Here is a 16,864-nt window from a genome sequence, read left to right on the forward strand (position 1 = left end):
ATAAAACGTTGGCGCGACGGCGCAGCGCTAATTTCGGGTTTTTATCTGGAGGTGGGTGTGGCACATTCGAATAGATTGAGTGAGCGTTCGCTGGGCGTACGAGGTGCATTCAGGCTTGATCGAGCAAAATTATTGGGTGTTTACAATGAGCCGGTACCGTTGGATGACCTCATTGTTGATGACGCACTGTATGCGGATAAGCGCGACGGGACAATCAAGAGCTTATATTTGCTGCCCCACGGCCCCGATTTTATTATTCAGGTGCCCGCCTGGTTTTTCTCGGAAGTGGACCTGCTCAAGATCGAACATTCCCGTGACGGTGTGGAATTCGTGGCCATTCATGAGGAAACGATTAGGTACTTTGATGATTTGCCGGACATGCCTTACGCTGTAAGGCTGGATGTTTTTCAGGATATCCTGATTCCCGAAGGGGTTCATTATTTCAGGAGCTATGTTTATAGCGATAGTGATGAGGAGCGTACTTCGAAGCCACTGACCCTGCGCTTTGACCGTGTCGCACCGTATTTCCCTACGTTGCCCACCAGGTTTCTTGCCGTACCGGTGGTGACTGACGCCAGCCTTGCGGCAAACGGCAACAAGGTCACCCTCCAGTTGCCGGCTTACGCGGATTGGCAGGAGGGTGATGTCGTGCTCTGGTACTGGTTGAAAGAGATACCCAAGGAAATCGGGGATATCAAGGAAGTCGGTACTGTGCCAACCACTGGGCAAGTGCAGCAACTGGAAGTGCCAGAAGCAATTGTTCGCGAAGTGGGCGATGGCGGGCTGTTTGCCGTATATGTGTTGGTGGACAAGGCCGGCAACATCAGCCAGATATCCGATTATGTGGCTATCGACGTGGCGCTGGGCCAGTTGCCTACCGTCTTTGAAGAGCCTGTGGTGCCTTTGGCGACAGACATGGACGGCCACTTGATTGACCAGGCCGATGCCCTGGAGGGTGTCGAAGTCTGGGTGCCGCTGTTCGAGCACTGGAAAAATACAGATACGGTCCAGGTAACCTGGAAAACGGCCGAACTGGTGGTAGAGCCGGTGGGTAGCGTGCCGGCGCAATACATAAGGGTCAGGGTCGACAGCGCAACCCTGCTGCAGGAGTACGACGGTGCAACAGTGCCGGAAGAAATTACGGTGCGTTATGACGTCTATCGCGGTACGCATAAACTGGGTGGCGCAGAGACAACAGTATTCGTTAACTTTGATTCGATTGACCCCGGCTGGCCAGGCCCCGACTGGCCGGACCCGGTGTACCCCACCTTGGCACTTGCGCATGTGAATGGGCGTGGCGGTAGCAGTGGTGAAGATGAACTCGACAACGGGGATACCGGGCAGGCCGCTGACATGAAAATTGTGTTGAGCCCCCTCATTGAACCAGGTGATAGCTTGACACTTGATTGGGGGAGCCAGGCAGAAGCGGCCACACATGAAGTCACAGAAGACAATAAAACGGATGGTTATGCTGAGTTCCCTGTCCCATGGTCCGCTATAGAGGCGGAGGGTAACAAGACAGTGCTCATTCATTACTGGGTGAACCGACCTGGGGTGCTTAATCCTATCAGGTCGGATGATACACCGGTGGCGGTAAGCGCCGTCGTGATCACGTCCGACCCGGTAGATTTCCTTGATAAAAACGATCAAGGCCAACTGAACTGTACTTCGATCCAAAAAAGTCTTCCGCACCTTGACAACGGGGCAGTGCAACTGGTTGTGCCTGACCTGCGCGAATATGAAAAGTATGGGGCGATAACCGAGGTTGAGATTACCTGGTGGGCTGTCAAAGGTGGGCGAGAAGACCAAGGTGAAGATGAGGTGCCGGGCGTAAGAGAAACATTCAAGGTGCCCATTGGACAGGACTATCCGTTAGCGGGCTTTATATGGCGGGTACCGTACGAAAAACACGTGGCGCCGACGTTAGACCCTAGTAATCCGTTGTTTTATAAAGCGCGTGCACGTGTGACTTACAGCTTCAAAGCAGGAAGCGAAAATATTGTCTCCAAGCGCGGCGATATTGTGCTGGCAATGTATACGCCCAATGGCGCCTGTGAACTTACATAAGGCAGGGTCGAGTCGCGAAGGGCGGTCAGATGATGACTTTTCCTGGATTCATGTAGGGTATTTCCGACAGAGTAATACGGAAATGCCCTGTAGCCTCGTCGAAAACATCTGCGGTGATCTGCATTAGAGCAACCTGACTTGGGCGAGGATGAAACATGAAAACACACAGGGCACCTTTCATGAAGGCTGGCAAACATGCCTTTGCACTGGCGTTGGCGCCGCTCTGGCTGGTGAGCGAAGCCACGTTGGCATTGACGACAATCAGGGAAGATCAAACCATCGACGCCTCGGTAGCGCTGGACAGCTACCAGGTCCTGGCAGGGGCCACGCTGACGGCCACTGGCGCCGCCACCCAGCAAATCCAGTTGCGACCAGGCTCGGCACTGGACTTCAGTGCCAGCTCCATGATTGCTACCGGCGGCGATGCGTTGCTGGTGGGCAGCGGTGCCGTGGCCAGGGTCACCGGCAGTACCATCGTCAGCGAGGGGCGAGGGATTGCCGCAGCACGCACCGGTGAGGTGGGGTCCACGGTCGAGTTGGTGGGCAGCACTGTAACAGGGAGGCAGGGCGGGGCAGGTGTCGCCAGCAACTCGCGGCTGAGCCTGAGCGACAGCCTGTTGCGGGGAGATGGTGCGGGAAGCTTTGGTGTGCGCATGTTCAACGGCCAGCTGGATGCGCTGAACAGCCAGATCATCGGTGCCGAGCAAGGCATTCTGGTCAATGCCGACGCTGCGGTGGCAGGGCAGGCAGCCATCAACCTGCAAAATACCTTGGTCGAAGGGCAGGCGGCGGCTGCAATTGTCGTGGCCGGCAGCGCTGCGGCGCCGGCGTCGGCGAAAATCAACGTAGGTAACGGGTCGCGTCTGGTGGGCAGCGATGGCACATTGCTCGAAGTGCGTAATGCGTCGTCTGCGGATATGACGGTCGATAACGCGCACCTGGTGGGCAATGTCAATGTGGAGGACGGCTCCAGTGCTACCTTGGCGTTGAACAACCGGTCGAGCCTTACCGGGCATCTGGACGGTGTTTCGAGCCTGAGCATCAATGACCAGTCCACCTGGATAATGACCCAGGATGCCAGCGTCGGCGAGCTGGTGCTCGATGATGGCAACGTCCAGTTCGGCCAGCCGGATGCGTACCACCGGCTTACCGTGGAAAACCTGTCGGGCAGCGGCACCTTCGTGATGCATTCGGACTTTTCTACCGGTCAGACGGACTTCCTGGATGTTACTGGCCAGGCCACCGGCAATCACAGCTTGCTGATCGGCAGCTCTGGCAAGGACCCTGAGGCAGAGAACCAGTTGCATGTGGTGCATGCTGCCAGCGGTGACGCAACGTTCTCGCTGCTCAATGGCCGGGTTGATCTGGGGGCGTTTTCCTATGGCCTGGTACAGCGCGGTGAGGACTGGTTCCTCGACGGTTCGCGCAAGGTGATCAGCCCGGGTACGCAGTCGGCACTGGCGTTGTTCAATGCGGCACCCACTGTGTGGTATGGCGAGCTTGTCTCGTTGCGCAGCCGGATGGGCGAGTTGCGTTTGCAGGGTGGTCAACCAGGTGCCTGGGTGCGGGCCTATGGCAACAAGTTCGATGTGGCAGCCAGTTCCGGGGTGGCCTACAAGCAGGTGCAACAGGGCATGTCATTCGGTGCCGATGCTCCGCTGCCGATCGGCGATGGCCAATGGCTGGTGGGTGCGCTGGCCGGTTACAGCCGCTCCGACCTGGACCTGTCTCAGGGTACGACGGGTGACGTCGACAGTTACTACCTGGGCCTTTACACCACCTGGCTGGACAAGCAGAGCGGCTATTACTTCGACGGTGTGGTCAAGCTGAACCGCTTTGAAAACGATGCCAAGGTGGCCCTGAGTGATGGTGATCAGGCCAAGGGTGACTACAGCAACATGGGGGTGGGGGCGTCGGCCGAATTCGGGCGGCATATCGCCCTGGATAACGGCTATTTCATCGAGCCTTATACCCAATGGTCGGTGGCGCGGTTCGAGGGCAAGGACTACACGCTCGACAATGGCTTGCAAGCCAAGGGCGACGCTGTGCATTCGGTACTGGGCAAGCTCGGCAGTACGTTGGGGCGTAACATCGATCTTGGTGAGGCTCGGGTGATTCAGCCCTATGTACGCGCCGCTTATGCCCATGAGTTCATCAACAACAACCAGGTCAAGGTCAACGGCCACCGCTTCGATAACGACCTGTCCGGTTCGCGTGCCGAGTTGGGCGTGGGGGTGGCGGTTTCAATGGCCGAGCGATTGCAGGTGCATGCCGATTTCGACTACAGCACCGGCGAGCACATCGACCAGCCGTGGGGGGTGAACCTGGGGTTGCGTTACAGCTGGTAAGTACGCCAGGAAGGAAGACGTCATGTCTTCCTTTTTTTTTGGGAGATCAAAAATGCAGGTGCCATGCAAGTTTCTGCGCAGTTTCATTGGCTTCTTCAAGAGGCCGTTCGGTGGTTTTGCAGCGCCTGGTGAGCCCCAGGCGCTGCTGAAGCCGGTGACCGTGACGGATCTACTGCCCGATATTGAGGGAGGGGAGCGCAACTTGCTGCCTGTGAGGGCAACGCGCAGGCCCTTGCCCATCACCATACCCATGTGGTTGATCTCAGACCCCAGTGAGGACAACCCCGAACTGTTGGTAGTGAAGTGGGATGGGCACACGTTCGCAGAGAAGGCCTGGACCACGCCAGTGCAGCCAGTGGACCTTGAGCTGGACGTGCCTGTAGCGTTGCTGGGGGAAGGGCGCCACACCTTGACATACGAGGTGACGCTGGGTAACGAGGAAACCGACTCTTCTGAAGAGCTTTCGTTGCTTATCGACAAGACCGCGCCCTTGCTGGGAGGGCAGCGTGGCAGGCTCGAACTTGTCGAGGACCCTGATGAGGTTGAGCGTGATGGCCTCACCGCACGGTATCTGGAGCGGCACGGTGATCGGCTGCGTACGCTGGTGCCGGCGTACGACAGCCCTGGCCCAGGCGATATTGTCACCTGGTACTGGGGCGAAAAAACTGATGACTCAGAGCAGGTCGACAGCCGAACCTTGACCAAGGACGACTATTTGCTGCCGATTCATATCGACTTCCAGGGGGAGATGATTCGCCAGTCCAAGGACGGGGTGCGTTACGCCTATTACGAAATCGAGGACCGTGCGGGCAACCTGAGCAACCTGGCGAGATCGTTGGAGCTGGACGTCATGGCGCAGCCGATACCGCGCCAGTTCGAGTGGGTGGAAATACCCCAGGCAACCGGAGCCAGCGGAGAACTTGTGCTAAAGCTGGATGACTACGACGAACCGCTGTTGGTCGCTGTGCCAGGCTCGGCGCAGTGGTTTCCGGATGAAACGGTTACGGTGATCTGGGGGGCACCGGGGGATTATGGTTACTACTCAACCTCTGAGGTGCATCCCGGGACTGAGCGTTCCTATGCGATTCCCGAAAAACATGTGCTGGCATACGGCAAGCGCACGTTGGTCGTGCGCTATGAAGTCAGCGACGGTGTCGATGTGCTTCCTTCCGCCGTGACCAATCTGAAAGTGACTGAGTTCAAGGAGGGGTTACCTCAGGTAGCGCTGGAGGGGGTCGATTCAAACGGATTCAGCCTGGGCCCGGCGCTGGATCAGGTGCCTGTCAGCCTGGGTGTGTGGCCGTGCATTGCCGTGGGGCAGTGGGTCAATATCACGGTAACGGGCGTGCGACCTGGCGGGGCAGATGCGCCCCCTTACAATGTCCTGACCGCCCATTCGGTCACTGATGCGCAAGTGAGACGGGGCATTGGCGCGAACAAGGATGTGACTCTCCCCAAAGCCTACCTTGCAACGCTTTGGCTTGGCCAAACGTTCACCTTCCATGTCGAGGTCAGTTTCGACGACGGTACGACGTGGATCAAATTTCCCCTCTACAGTCCTAAACTTCTCCCATGAGCGACCTTCACGGGCGCTCCACCGGTCGGGACAGCTCGGGCGTTAGGCCACCGTAGTCATTGATGGTTGTGAAGTCGACCTTCAGACCGTCCTGCACAGTCGAGGTTTTGAGGGGGTAGGTTTGCCTGCCCATGGGGATGGCCATTTTCCTGCCGTCTATTTTCTCGCTGCCTTTGGCGCTGCGCAGGGTTAGCTGATTGAAGGTGAAGTAGTAAGGGGAGGGGTTGTCCACCACAAGGTGCGGCTTGCCTTCGAGTGTTTGCACCGACCAGGCCAGGTCCTGCAGGTGGTCCTGTGGGCGGCCTTTGAGTTGGGTTGGGCGGTAGAAGACCTTGATGCGGGTGCGCAAGGCGATGGTCAGGGTATTAGTCGGTTTGTCGTCTGCCTGCGGGATTTCCTGCAGGTTGAAGTAGAACACCGATTCACGGTCCTGGGGCAGGTTGTTGGGCAGGCGGTTCAGCTGTACCGTCTGTTCGCCGGCCGGATCGATGCGAAACAGCGCAGGTGAGGCGATCAATGGCACTGCGGTAGTGTTGTCGTCTGCCTCTGTATTGATCCAGGCCTGGGCTGCATAAGGGCGTTGGCTGGGGTTGGCGACTACGATGCTGGTGCTTTGTCGGTCGCTGGGCTGGATGACTCGGGTTGAGCTGATGGTGAGGGCGGCGTGGGCACTGAGTTGTATGAGCAAGGCAAGGCTGGTGCCTATCGCCAGAGCAAGCCTGGGGATAATGGAGTTGGGGCGGGGCATGGGCGTGTCTCTTTGCTACTTTTTGCAGGGGCTCCAGGTGCGTCCGCAGAAGCGCCTGGAGCGTAACGTATTACCTGATATCTACCGAGAAGCGCACTTCCGATGCCGCGTCGCCGTCAGTTACCGTCCCGGTTGACTCGTACATGGCGTGGAAAAGCATTTCGTTCGGTTGTGTGGCTTTGAGCGGGTAGGCCACCGATTCCCGGCCTGGGGCAAGGTTGCTCAGGCTCTTGTCCTGAATGGCCAGTGCCACCCCGGCAGCGCCGTATGGCTTCAGTGCGTAGAGGTTGGTGCCTTCAGGGCCGTAGACCGCCGAGAAGGTGACATAGGCATCTGTGCCGGGGTTGATGGTGCACTGATCTGGGTCAATGCGCAGGGCGAACGTACGAGCGGGCGTCTGCTTGCCTGCAGTGGAGCCGAAGTAGCTTGGGGGATAGCTACCGAGGCCAATCTGAGGCAGGATGCTGCCGCCAGTGCCCGGCATGACCACTTCGATAGGGCAGGTGCCGCCTGGGGTGATGGTGCCGTGGAAGTTGATATTGCCGGTGTTTGCAAATGCTGCCGTGCTCGCCAAGCCCATGGCGAGGGCGATAAGTGTGCGCTTCATAGTTTATATCCTGATGGTGGTGGCATTCGAACATGCAGGTCAATGTTCGCCAAGCAGGATATTCAGGGCGCAGGTAGGGTGGCTGTAGGCCAATGCCACAAAAGGCATGTAAACAATGGACAAGGCTGCCAGGGCGGCGCAGCGGACCACGCCGGTCGGTCGAATTCAGTGTTGCGTGTTGCCGCTAGCTGGGCCCAGCAACTGCTTCTGCTGGTTCCAGTCAAAGGCTTCGCCATTCTGTTCTGCCTCGTAACGGAGCTCTTCCAGCTGTTGGTACAGATCCAGCTCTTGGTCAGGCATGAAATGCAGGCAGTCGCCGCCGAAGAACCACAGCAGGTCGCGCGGTACGAGGTGGGCAATTTGTGGGTAGCGCTGGATCACCTGGCAGATCAGGTCCTGGCCCAGGTACTGGCTTTGCAGCGGGTCTCGTGGCAGCAGGGTCAGCAACTCGTCGAAGCGTTCGAGAAACAGAGCGTGGCTTTCCTCCGGCACCTGCTCGGCTTCACCCAGGGCTACCAGGATGGTGCGCAGGTGCTGCAGCAGTTGCAAGTGGTAATCCAGGTGGGGATTGACCATGGGGTGATCCTTGAGGGTAATTGAAACGGGGCCGAAGTATACGCCGGTTGTGGACCTGTTGTGGAAGGTCCGCCGGGTTTGCCCATGATGCGTCCCTACCTATCAGTTCTGCCAGGTGTGCCCCCGCCGCTGCTGATGTAGATTCGAGCCTGAACCAACGATGCGGCCTTTCAGCAGGTGGCGGCGGTGTCGAAGGCATACGATCTTCTGAGCGAGGTTAGCACCATGGTAAGCGACAACACCCCAAAGCAAAGCGGCTCTATCATCTTCTGGAGGGGCACTGACTCTAGCGTCGGGTTCAATTTGCCGGCTGAGGGAAGTGGCGAAAGCGCTAAGAAGACAGTTGTCGCCAACCACAGCGTAATTGAGATGAGTGACATCCCCTCTGCCACGACCATCACCTTGAACTACAGAACTGCCCCGAACGACCCGACTGTGCGATCATCCATCACACTGCGTACCACCCACCGACCAGCCTCGCTTAACCGTACCGAATACAGCTATCTGTTGAATACGCATAAAGTTGGCGATTTCGTCCCTAGCGCCTTTGGGCTGGAGGTGATTGCGAAAAAGGATGGACCTTCCCCTCAGGCCGATGTCAAGGCAGACCATCAAATTGATTGTCTCGTTAAACTTTCCAGCTCGCCGCCCAGTGCCTGATCTGGCCGCGTCCAAGCATGTGATAATTGGCGGTTACAAGGTGCGGGGGCGTGCCGGGGACGAGACATAACGCTCCGTCCTGGCGAAAATCCGCCCTTGCACCTGAATGGTTGTTTATCGCTCAGCGCACCTTGCCCTCTCCTGGTAGCAGTTGCTCTTTGTCGAACGCGTCCACATCAATCACTGCGCGGCAGGCTTGCTCTGCTTCACGCAGCCGTTGCGCCTCGCCCGGTTGTACTACGCCCCTTTCGACTGCCGCATCGATTACCGATTGTCCGGGGACCGTTTGCACCTTTCCCTCCTTGACTGCCTGATGCAACATCTTGCGCACCGGCACCACTTCATCAAGCAAATCGCAGGCCCGCTGCAGTGCTGCCACAGGGTCGCCCGCAGCTTGCGGTCGGAAGCAGCCGGCCAGCAGCTCTTCCAGTGCCGGGTCGCCTTTGCTACGCCCGATCAGTGCCGCCACTTCGGCATCCAATTCATCGCTCGGCCCTGTATGACGACGGCCAAGCGGGAACACCAACACGCGTAGCGCGCAGCCGACAAGCCTGTTTGGAAAGTTGTCGAGCAACCGGTCCAGCGCCTTTTCCGCCTGGCCCAGGCTTTCTTCCAGGGCCCAACGCAGCAAGGGCTGCATGTGCTCGGGCGAGCCCAGGTCGTGGTAGCGCTTGAGCGCAGCGCTGGCCAGGTACAGGTAGCTGAGCACATCGCCCAGGCGCGCACTCAGGCGTTCGCGGCGCTTGAGCGCGCCGCCCAGGAGCATCATAGACAGGTCCGCCAGCAGGGCAAAGGCCGCCGCCTGGCGGTTGAGGGCGCGGAAATAGCCCTGGCTCAGCGTGTCCCCCGGTACTTTCTCGAAAACCCCCAACCCCAGGTTGAACACCAGGGTACTGGCCGCGTTGCCGGCGGCGAACATGATGTGTTTCATCAGCAGGTCGTCGAATTCCTTCAGTGCCTGGTCACGGTCCTCACGGCCGGCCAAGGCCATTTCCCTGAGCACGAACGGATGGCAGCGAATGGCGCCCTGGCCGAAGATCATCAGGTTGCGCGAAAGGATGTTGGCGCCTTCGACCGTGATGAAGATCGGCGCACCTTGCCAGTTGCGACCCAGATAATTGTTGGGGCCCATGATGATGCCCTTGCCGCCGTGCACATCCATGGCGTGCTGGATGCATTCGCGCCCCCGCTCGGTCAGGTGGTACTTGAGAATTGCCGACAGCACCGAAGGCTTTTCGCCAAGGTCCACGGCCTTGGCGGTCAGCAGGCGGGCGCTGTCCATCAGCCAGGCGTTGCCGCCGATGCGTGCCAGCGATTCCTGGATGCCCTCGAAGGCCGCCAGCGGCACGTTGAACTGCTCGCGGATATTTGCGTACTGGCCGGTCACCAGGCTGGTGTACTTGGCCGCGCCGGTGCCGACCGCAGGCAGGGAAATCGAACGGCCCACCGACAGGCAGTTCATCAGCATCATCCAGCCCTTGCCAAGCATGGCCTGCCCGCCGATGAGGAAGTCCAGCGGCACGAACACGTCCTTGCCGCTGTTGGGGCCGTTCATGAACGCGGCGCCCAGCGGCAGGTGGCGCTTACCGATTTCGACACCGGGGGTGTCGGTGGGTATCAGCGCAAGGCTGATGCCCAGTTCTTCCTCTTCGCCCAGCAGGTGGTCAGGGTCGTAGGCCTTGAAGGCCAGGCCCAGCAGGGTAGCGACCGGGCCCAGGGTGATGTAGCGCTTTTCCCAGTTCAGGCGCAGGCCCAGCACTTCTTCGCCATTCCACTGGCCTTTGCAGATAATGCCGGTGTCGGGCATGGCGCCGGCATCAGAGCCAGCGAGCGGGCCGGTCAGGGCGAAGCAGGGGATTTCGTCGCCGCGAGCCAGACGTGGCAGGTAGTGGTTGCGTTGTTCGTCGGTGCCGTAGTGCAGCAGCAGTTCGGCCGGGCCCAAAGAGTTGGGCACCATCACCGTCGAAGCAAGGTCGCCACTGCGGGTGGCCAGTTTCATCGCCACCTGCGAGTGCGCGTAGGCAGAGAAGCCTTTTCCGCCATATTCCTTGGGGATGATCAGCGCGAAGAAACCATGCTGCTTGATGTGGTCCCAGGCTTCGGGCGGCAGGTCCAGGTCCTGGCCGATCTGCCAGTCGCTGACCATGGCACACAGGTCCTCAGTGGGGCCGTCGATGAAGGCCTGTTCTTCTTCGGTCAGCTTCGGTGCCGGGTAAGCCAGCAAGGTGCGCCAGTCGGGGCGCCCGCTGAACAGTTCTCCGTCCCACCATACCGTGCCGGCGTCGATGGCCTCGCGCTCGGTTTGCGACATTGGCGGCAGGGTGCGCTGGAACCAGCTGAATACCGGGCCGGTGAACACTTTGCGGCGCCACTCCGGGAGCGCAACCAGGGCGATCTTCAAGGCCAGTACGATCCAGATCACAGCCAGAAGCCAGCCGGGCGCACTGCTGTAAATGCCCATGAGCAGCACATAGGCCGCCATGATGCCGAGAATCTGCAAGGGCGCCAGGCGCCGGTGCGTGAGGTACGCCGCGCCGATCACCAGCACTACCAACCACAACAGCAACATAATCGGTCCTCCTTGGAACCAAGGGCTTGAGCCGTCCCAGACAGCTTAGACGCGATGCTGTGAACGGCAGCTTCAGAACAGTGACAGGGTGTGGCAGCGGGAGTTTCAGTTCATTTGTTCTTCTGTGCCGGCCTCTTCGCGGGCACGCCCGCTTCCACAGGAATACCGGTGGCGTGAAGACTGTGGTGATCCTGTGGGAGCGGGCGTGCCCGCGAAAGGGCCGGTACAGGCGGCGAACGTCTGGAGTAGACTGCACCACAACCGCATTTCATAAGGACGTTGCCATGCTGAAGATCTGGGGCCGCAAGAATTCGAGCAATGTGCGCAAGGCACTGTGGATTGCCCAGGAACTGGGCCTTGATTTCGAGTCCATCGACGCCGGTGGCGCTTTCGGCGTGGTCAACGAGCCGCACTACCGCGCCCGCAACCCCAACGGGCTGGTGCCCATGCTCGAAGACGGCGACCTGACCCTGTGGGAGTCCAATACCATCGTCCGCTACCTGTGCGCCGAGTACGGCGCCGAACAGGGCTGGTACCTGGAAGACCCGCGCCAGCGCGCCTTGGCCGACAAATGGATGGACTGGACCACCTCGTCCTTCGCCGCACCGTTCCGTCCGCTGTTCTGGGGCCTGCTGCGCACCCCGGAAGACCAGCGCGACTGGGTGGCGATCAACGCCGCGCACAAGCAGTGCGCCCAGCTGCTGGCCATTGCCGATGAAACCCTGGCCAAACAGCCCTACCTGTCCGGTGACCAGATCGGCATGGGCGACATCCCACTGGGTAGCTTCATCTATGCCTGGTTCGAAATGCCCATCGAGCGCCCGGCCATGTACAACCTGGAAGCCTGGTATGAACGCCTGAAACAACGCCCGGCCTACCAGGCCGCGGTGATGACTGCCCTCACTTGAACCTGCTTCGATAGTCATTATCAATAGATGTGACTGTACTTGTGCGGCCTGGCCTTGCACCATTGGCCGCACTCACTGCGCCAGTGACTTTACCTGGCGTGTCCTGCACCTTTTTCCTCGGTAAGTGACCCGCTATGAGTTCCGCCCTGTCCATCCGACAGCTCACCAAGACCTACGGCAACGGCTTCCAGGCCCTCAAAGGCATCGACCTCGATGTTGCCGAAGGCGACTTCTTCGCCTTGCTGGGCCCCAACGGCGCCGGCAAATCCACCACCATCGGCATTCTCTCCACCCTGGTGAACAAGACCAGCGGCACGGTGAACGTTTTCGGCCATGACCTCGACCGCGAGCCTTCAGCGCTGAAGAGATGCCTGGGTGTGGTGCCGCAGGAATTCAATTTCAACCAGTTCGAGAAAACCTTCGACATCGTCGTGACCCAGGCCGGCTATTACGGTATTCCGCCCAAGCTGGCCAAGGAACGCGCCGAGCAGTACCTGACCCAGCTGGGCTTGTGGGACAAGCGTGATGTGCAGTCTCGTTCGTTGTCTGGCGGCATGAAGCGCCGCTTGATGATTGCCCGTGCGCTGATTCACGAGCCGCGCCTGTTGATCCTCGACGAACCCACCGCAGGTGTGGACATCGAACTGCGCCGCTCCATGTGGAGCTTTCTCACCGAGCTGAACCAGAAGGGCATCACCATCATCCTCACCACCCACTACCTGGAAGAGGCTGAGCAGCTGTGCCGCAACATCGGCATCATCGACCACGGCACCATCGTCGAGAACACCAGCATGCGCCAGTTGCTGGGCAAGCTGCATGTCGAAACCTTCGTGCTCGACATCAAGCAGGACCTGGCCAGCGCGCCGGTGCTGCAAGGCTATCCGTGCCGGCTGCTGACTCCCCATACCCTTGAAGTGCAAGTGGACAAGGACATCGGCATTACCGCGCTGTTCGGCCAGTTGGCGTTGCAGAACATCGAGGTGCAGAGCTTGCGCAACAAGACCAACCGACTCGAGGAGCTGTTCGTGTCCCTGGTGGAAAAAAACCTGTCGAAGGTGGCCGTATGAGTGTGGAACTGCGCACCAACTGGGTCGCCCTGAACACCATCGTCTACCGCGAAGTGCGGCGCTTCTTGCGCATCTGGCCGCAGACGTTGCTGCCGCCTGCGATCACCATGGTTTTGTACTTTGTCATCTTCGGTAACCTGATCGGCCGACAGATTGGCGACATGGGTGGTTTCACCTACATGCAGTACATCGTGCCGGGTCTGATCATGATGTCGGTGATCACCAACTCCTACGGCAACGTGGTGTCGAGCTTCTTCGGCAGCAAGTTCCAGCGCTCGATCGAAGAACTGATGGTGTCACCGGTGTCACCGCACACCATTCTTGTCGGCTATGTGCTGGGCGGCGTGCTGCGCGGTTTGGCGGTGGGGGTGATCGTAACCATCCTGTCGATGTTCTTCACCGACCTGCAGGTGCACCACCTGGGCGTGACCGTGGTCGTGGTGCTGCTGACGGCCACCATCTTCTCGCTGCTGGGCTTCGTCAACGCCGTGTTTGCGCGCAATTTCGACGATATCTCGATTATCCCGACCTTTGTGCTGACGCCGCTGACCTACCTGGGCGGGGTGTTCTACTCGATCAACCTGCTGCCGCCATTCTGGCAGACCGTGTCGCTGGCCAACCCCGTGCTGCACATGGTGAACTCGTTCCGCTACGGCATCCTAGGGGTGTCGGATATCAGCATTGGCACGGCGATCACCTTCATGCTTGTGGCCACCGCAGTGCTCTACACGTTGTGCATCCGCCTGCTGGTCAGCGGCCGCGGGATGCGGGCATGAGCCCTGTTGTGAACATCTGAGCTTGCGCCGGCGCCATTGCCGGCCAATCCACCAGCGCCAGTACAGCAGGGTGGTGAAGTAGGCGGCAATGCCCAGCACCACCCCGCACACCACCGACCCCAGCAGGAACGGCTGCCACACGGTGGCAAGCTGGTCGGTGATCCAGTCGAACGTCAGTTCGTCGGGCAATGTGCGCGGCGGCACCTGCATCAGCCAGGCGCCGGTCATGTAGGTGACGAAGAACACCGGCGGCATGGTGAGCGGGTTGGTCAGCCACACCAGGCTGACCGCGATCGGCAAGTTGCCACGTACCGGGATTGCCAGCGCCGCCGCCAGCAGCATCTGCATGGGGATAGGAATCAACGCCGCGAATAGGCCCACGCCCATGGCCCTTGCCACCGAATGGCGGTTCAGGTGCCAGAGGTTGGGATCGTGCAGCAACTTGCCGAAAAAGCGTAAGGACTTGTGTTCCCGAATGCTGGTCGGGTCCGGCATGTAGCGTTTGAAAAGTCGGCGCGGCATATAGGCTCCCGGAGCGTTGATCCGCGCAGTATGCCCTTAATCCTGCGCAGTCTTGTTTAGAGTTTGTGACAATTGTTGAGCAAGCTTTGCCGGCAATTGAGCTATCCCTCAGGGGGTGATTTACCTTCTGGAGCTCTACCTCATGCGCACAGGGATGTTTGCGCTCGCGCTCGGGCTGCTGTGCCTGGGCTTTCTCCCCGTATTGCCATCGGTCGGGTGGCTGCTAGCGCTGGCGGCCTGTGCTGCCGTCAGCTTGTTTACCCGTGTTTGGCCGGTGGGCTGCTTTCTGTTGGGCCTGTGTTGGGCGTGCTGGTCTGCTCAGCAGGCGCTTGATGATCGCCTGGCTGCCGGCCTGGATGGCCGCACCTTGTGGCTGGAGGGGCGGGTGGTCGGCTTGCCAGCCCGAACGGCGCAGGGCGTGCGCTTCGAGCTGCAGGCAGCACACTCGCGGCGGGCCGAGCTGCCGCAACGGTTGCAACTGAGCTGGTTCGACGGGCCGCCGCTGCGGGCCGGTGAGCAGTGGCGGCTGGCCGTGACCTTGCAGCGCCCGGCCGGGTTGCTCAACCCCTATGGGCCCGACCGGGAGGCGCAACTGCTGGCGCGGCGGGTGGGGGGCACCGGTACGGTAAAAGCCGGGCAACTGCTGGCGCCGGTAACCGGTGGTTGGCGCGATGTGCTGCGTCAGCGTTTGCTGGCGGTCGAAGCCAATGGCCGGCAGGCTGCGTTGGTGGCACTGGTGCTTGGCGACGGCACAGGCCTGGCCCGGGAGGACTGGCAGACGTTGCAAGCCACCGGCACGGTGCACCTGTTGGTGATCTCTGGCCAGCACATCGGCCTGGTGGCCGGCTTGCTGTACGGTCTGGTCGCCGGACTGGCGCGTTGGGGGCTGTGGCCCGCCCGGTTGCCGTGGCTGCCCTGGGCGTGTGGCCTGGCCATGGCGGCGGCGCTGGCCTACGGCTGGCTGGCCGGTGCTGGTGTGCCGGTGCAGCGCGCCTGCCTGATGCTGGCGGTGGTGTTGCTCTGGCGCCTGCGCTTTCGCCACCTCGGTGCGACGCTGCCGCTGTTGCTGGCGCTGGTCGCGGTGCTGCTGGTCGAACCGCTGGCAGCGCTGCTGCCTGGTTTCTGGCTGTCATTTATGGCGGTGGCCACGCTTGTCTATTGCTTCAGTGCCCGGCTAGGGGGCTGGCGGCCTTGGCAGGCCTGGACGCGCGCGCAATGGGTGATCGCCATCGGCCTGCTGCCGGTGTTGCTGGCCACGGGCTTGCCGGTGAGCCTGAGTGCGCCGCTGGCCAATCTTGTCGCAGTGCCTTGGTTGAGCGTGGCGGTGCTGCCTTTGGCACTGCTGGGTACGTTGCTGCTGTCATTGGGCGGGGTAGGGGAGGCGTTGCTATGGCTGGCGGGGGGGCTGTTGGATGGGCTGTTCCGGCTGCTTGCGCTGGTGGCGCAGCAGCGCCCGGCATGGGTGGCGCCGGCCCTGCCATTATGGGCCTGGCTATTGGTGAGCCTGGGCGCTCTGTTGGTTTTGCTGCCCCGTGGTGTGCCGCTGCGCGGCTTGGGCGGGGTGATGCTGCTGGCCTTGTGGGTGCCCAGGGAACCGGTGCCGCACGGGCAGGTCGAGGTCTGGCAACTGGACGTTGGCCAAGGGCTGGCGGTACTGTTGCGCACCCGGCATCACAGCCTGCTGTACGACGCCGGGCCGGCCAGAGGCGAGAGCGACCTGGGGGAGCGGGTGGTGCTACCGACGTTGCGCAAGCTGGGGGTGGGCAGCCTGGACACGATGGTGATCAGCCACGCGCATGCCGACCATGCGGGTGGTGCCTCGGCCATACAGCGTGGTCTGCCGGTCAGGCGGCTGATCGGCGGGGAAGCGCTGGAAGAAGTGCCATTGCAGCCCTGTGCCAATAGCGAACAATGGGACTGGGATGGCGTGCGCTTTTCGCTGTGGCGCTGGGCGGCCGGGCAGAGCAGCAATGACCGTTCCTGTGTGCTGTTGGTAGAGGCGCAGGGCGAGCGCTTGCTGCTGGCGGGGGATATGGAAGCTGCTGCCGAACGGGCTTGGCTGGCAGACCATGAAACGCCGCGTATCGACTGGTTGCAGTCACCGCACCATGGCAGCCGCAGTTCGTCCACGGAGGCGTTCATCCGGGCTACTGCGCCGCGTGGGGTATTGATTTCGCGAGGTCGCAACAACAGCTTCGGGCACCCGCATGTTCAGGTGATGGAGCGTTATCAGCGGCATGGGCTGGCGGTGCATGACACGGCGGTGGAGGGGGCATTGAGGTTGGTGGTGGGGCAGCATGGCGAAGTCGAAGGTATGAGGGGGCAGCGGCGGTTTTGGCGGGTTCGAGCTGAGTGAGCGGGAGGCAGGCCGGTGCATACGCCAATTCCCTGACCTCCGGCAGATGAGCCCTCGGCGCGCCTATGGTAGAGTGGCGGCCTT

General features: G+C 60.7%; 13 protein-coding genes. 8 read left to right on the top strand and 5 right to left on the bottom strand.

The window, feature by feature from the left end:
- The first annotated feature begins 57 nt into the window (after positions 1 to 57).
- The 3 genes from WF331_RS24415 (at position 58) to WF331_RS24425 (ending at position 5,991) form a co-directional block, all read left to right on the top strand.
- Complete coding sequence (locus tag WF331_RS24415) at positions 58 to 2,067, top strand: hypothetical protein (protein ID WP_284363679.1); 2,010 nt, start codon at positions 58 to 60, stop codon at positions 2,065 to 2,067.
- A gap of 155 nt (positions 2,068 to 2,222) precedes the next feature.
- Positions 2,223 to 4,415, top strand: a complete 2,193-nt coding sequence (locus tag WF331_RS24420; protein ID WP_340623371.1) for an autotransporter outer membrane beta-barrel domain-containing protein — start codon at positions 2,223 to 2,225, stop codon at positions 4,413 to 4,415.
- A 22-nt stretch (positions 4,416 to 4,437) separates the two neighbouring features.
- Positions 4,438 to 5,991, top strand: coding sequence for a hypothetical protein (locus WF331_RS24425; protein ID WP_340623372.1), 1,554 nt, complete (start codon positions 4,438 to 4,440; stop codon positions 5,989 to 5,991).
- A 7-nt stretch (positions 5,992 to 5,998) separates the two neighbouring features.
- Here WF331_RS24425 and WF331_RS24430 read toward each other — a convergent pair whose 3' ends face one another.
- From WF331_RS24430 to WF331_RS24440, 3 genes are all read right to left on the bottom strand, one after another.
- Entirely contained in the window at positions 5,999 to 6,739 is a 741-nt protein-coding gene (locus WF331_RS24430; protein WP_284363685.1) for a fimbrial biogenesis chaperone, read from the bottom strand.
- Positions 6,740 to 6,809: 70 nt separating this feature from the next.
- Complete coding sequence (locus WF331_RS24435; RefSeq protein ID WP_229609461.1) at positions 6,810 to 7,346, bottom strand: fimbrial protein; 537 nt, start codon at positions 7,344 to 7,346, stop codon at positions 6,810 to 6,812.
- 165 nt (positions 7,347 to 7,511) lie between these two features.
- Positions 7,512 to 7,922: a PA2817 family protein gene (locus tag WF331_RS24440; protein ID WP_229609462.1), complete on the bottom strand. Its 411-nt coding sequence runs from the start codon at positions 7,920 to 7,922 to the stop codon at positions 7,512 to 7,514.
- A gap of 225 nt (positions 7,923 to 8,147) precedes the next feature.
- On the opposite strand from WF331_RS24440, the gene WF331_RS24445 reads away from it, so the two are divergent.
- Positions 8,148 to 8,582 (top strand): hypothetical protein, encoded by a 435-nt coding sequence (locus WF331_RS24445; RefSeq protein WP_241799363.1) that lies wholly within the window; start codon positions 8,148 to 8,150, stop codon positions 8,580 to 8,582.
- A 121-nt stretch (positions 8,583 to 8,703) separates the two neighbouring features.
- On the opposite strand, the gene WF331_RS24450 is transcribed toward WF331_RS24445, so the two are convergent.
- Complete coding sequence (locus WF331_RS24450) at positions 8,704 to 11,151, bottom strand: acyl-CoA dehydrogenase (RefSeq protein ID WP_340623373.1); 2,448 nt, start codon at positions 11,149 to 11,151, stop codon at positions 8,704 to 8,706.
- 284 nt (positions 11,152 to 11,435) lie between these two features.
- On the opposite strand from WF331_RS24450, the gene WF331_RS24455 reads away from it, so the two are divergent.
- The 3 genes from WF331_RS24455 (at position 11,436) to WF331_RS24465 (ending at position 13,902) form a co-directional block, all read left to right on the top strand.
- On the top strand, positions 11,436 to 12,059 hold the full coding sequence (locus WF331_RS24455) for a glutathione S-transferase (protein WP_284363697.1): 624 nt from the start codon (positions 11,436 to 11,438) through the stop codon (positions 12,057 to 12,059).
- Positions 12,060 to 12,193: 134 nt separating this feature from the next.
- On the top strand, positions 12,194 to 13,126 hold the full coding sequence (locus WF331_RS24460; RefSeq protein WP_016500911.1) for an ABC transporter ATP-binding protein: 933 nt from the start codon (positions 12,194 to 12,196) through the stop codon (positions 13,124 to 13,126).
- Entirely contained in the window at positions 13,123 to 13,902 is a 780-nt protein-coding gene (locus WF331_RS24465) for an ABC transporter permease (protein ID WP_016500910.1), read from the top strand. The genes WF331_RS24460 and WF331_RS24465 overlap by 4 nt, the downstream gene beginning before the upstream one ends.
- Here WF331_RS24465 and WF331_RS24470 read toward each other — a convergent pair.
- Positions 13,786 to 14,424: a DUF2062 domain-containing protein gene (locus WF331_RS24470; RefSeq protein ID WP_016500909.1), complete on the bottom strand. Its 639-nt coding sequence runs from the start codon at positions 14,422 to 14,424 to the stop codon at positions 13,786 to 13,788. The two genes, WF331_RS24465 and WF331_RS24470, sit on opposite strands and share 117 nt — an antisense overlap.
- Before the next feature lie 142 nt (positions 14,425 to 14,566).
- Between WF331_RS24470 and WF331_RS24475 the strand changes: the two genes are divergently transcribed.
- On the top strand, positions 14,567 to 16,780 hold the full coding sequence (locus WF331_RS24475; protein WP_284363701.1) for a DNA internalization-related competence protein ComEC/Rec2: 2,214 nt from the start codon (positions 14,567 to 14,569) through the stop codon (positions 16,778 to 16,780).
- Positions 16,781 to 16,864 lie beyond the last annotated feature (84 nt).

Origin of the sequence: Pseudomonas sp. YNh (assembly GCF_037993085.1) — a bacterium.
GTDB classification, from domain to species: domain Bacteria; phylum Pseudomonadota; class Gammaproteobacteria; order Pseudomonadales; family Pseudomonadaceae; genus Aquipseudomonas; species Aquipseudomonas putida.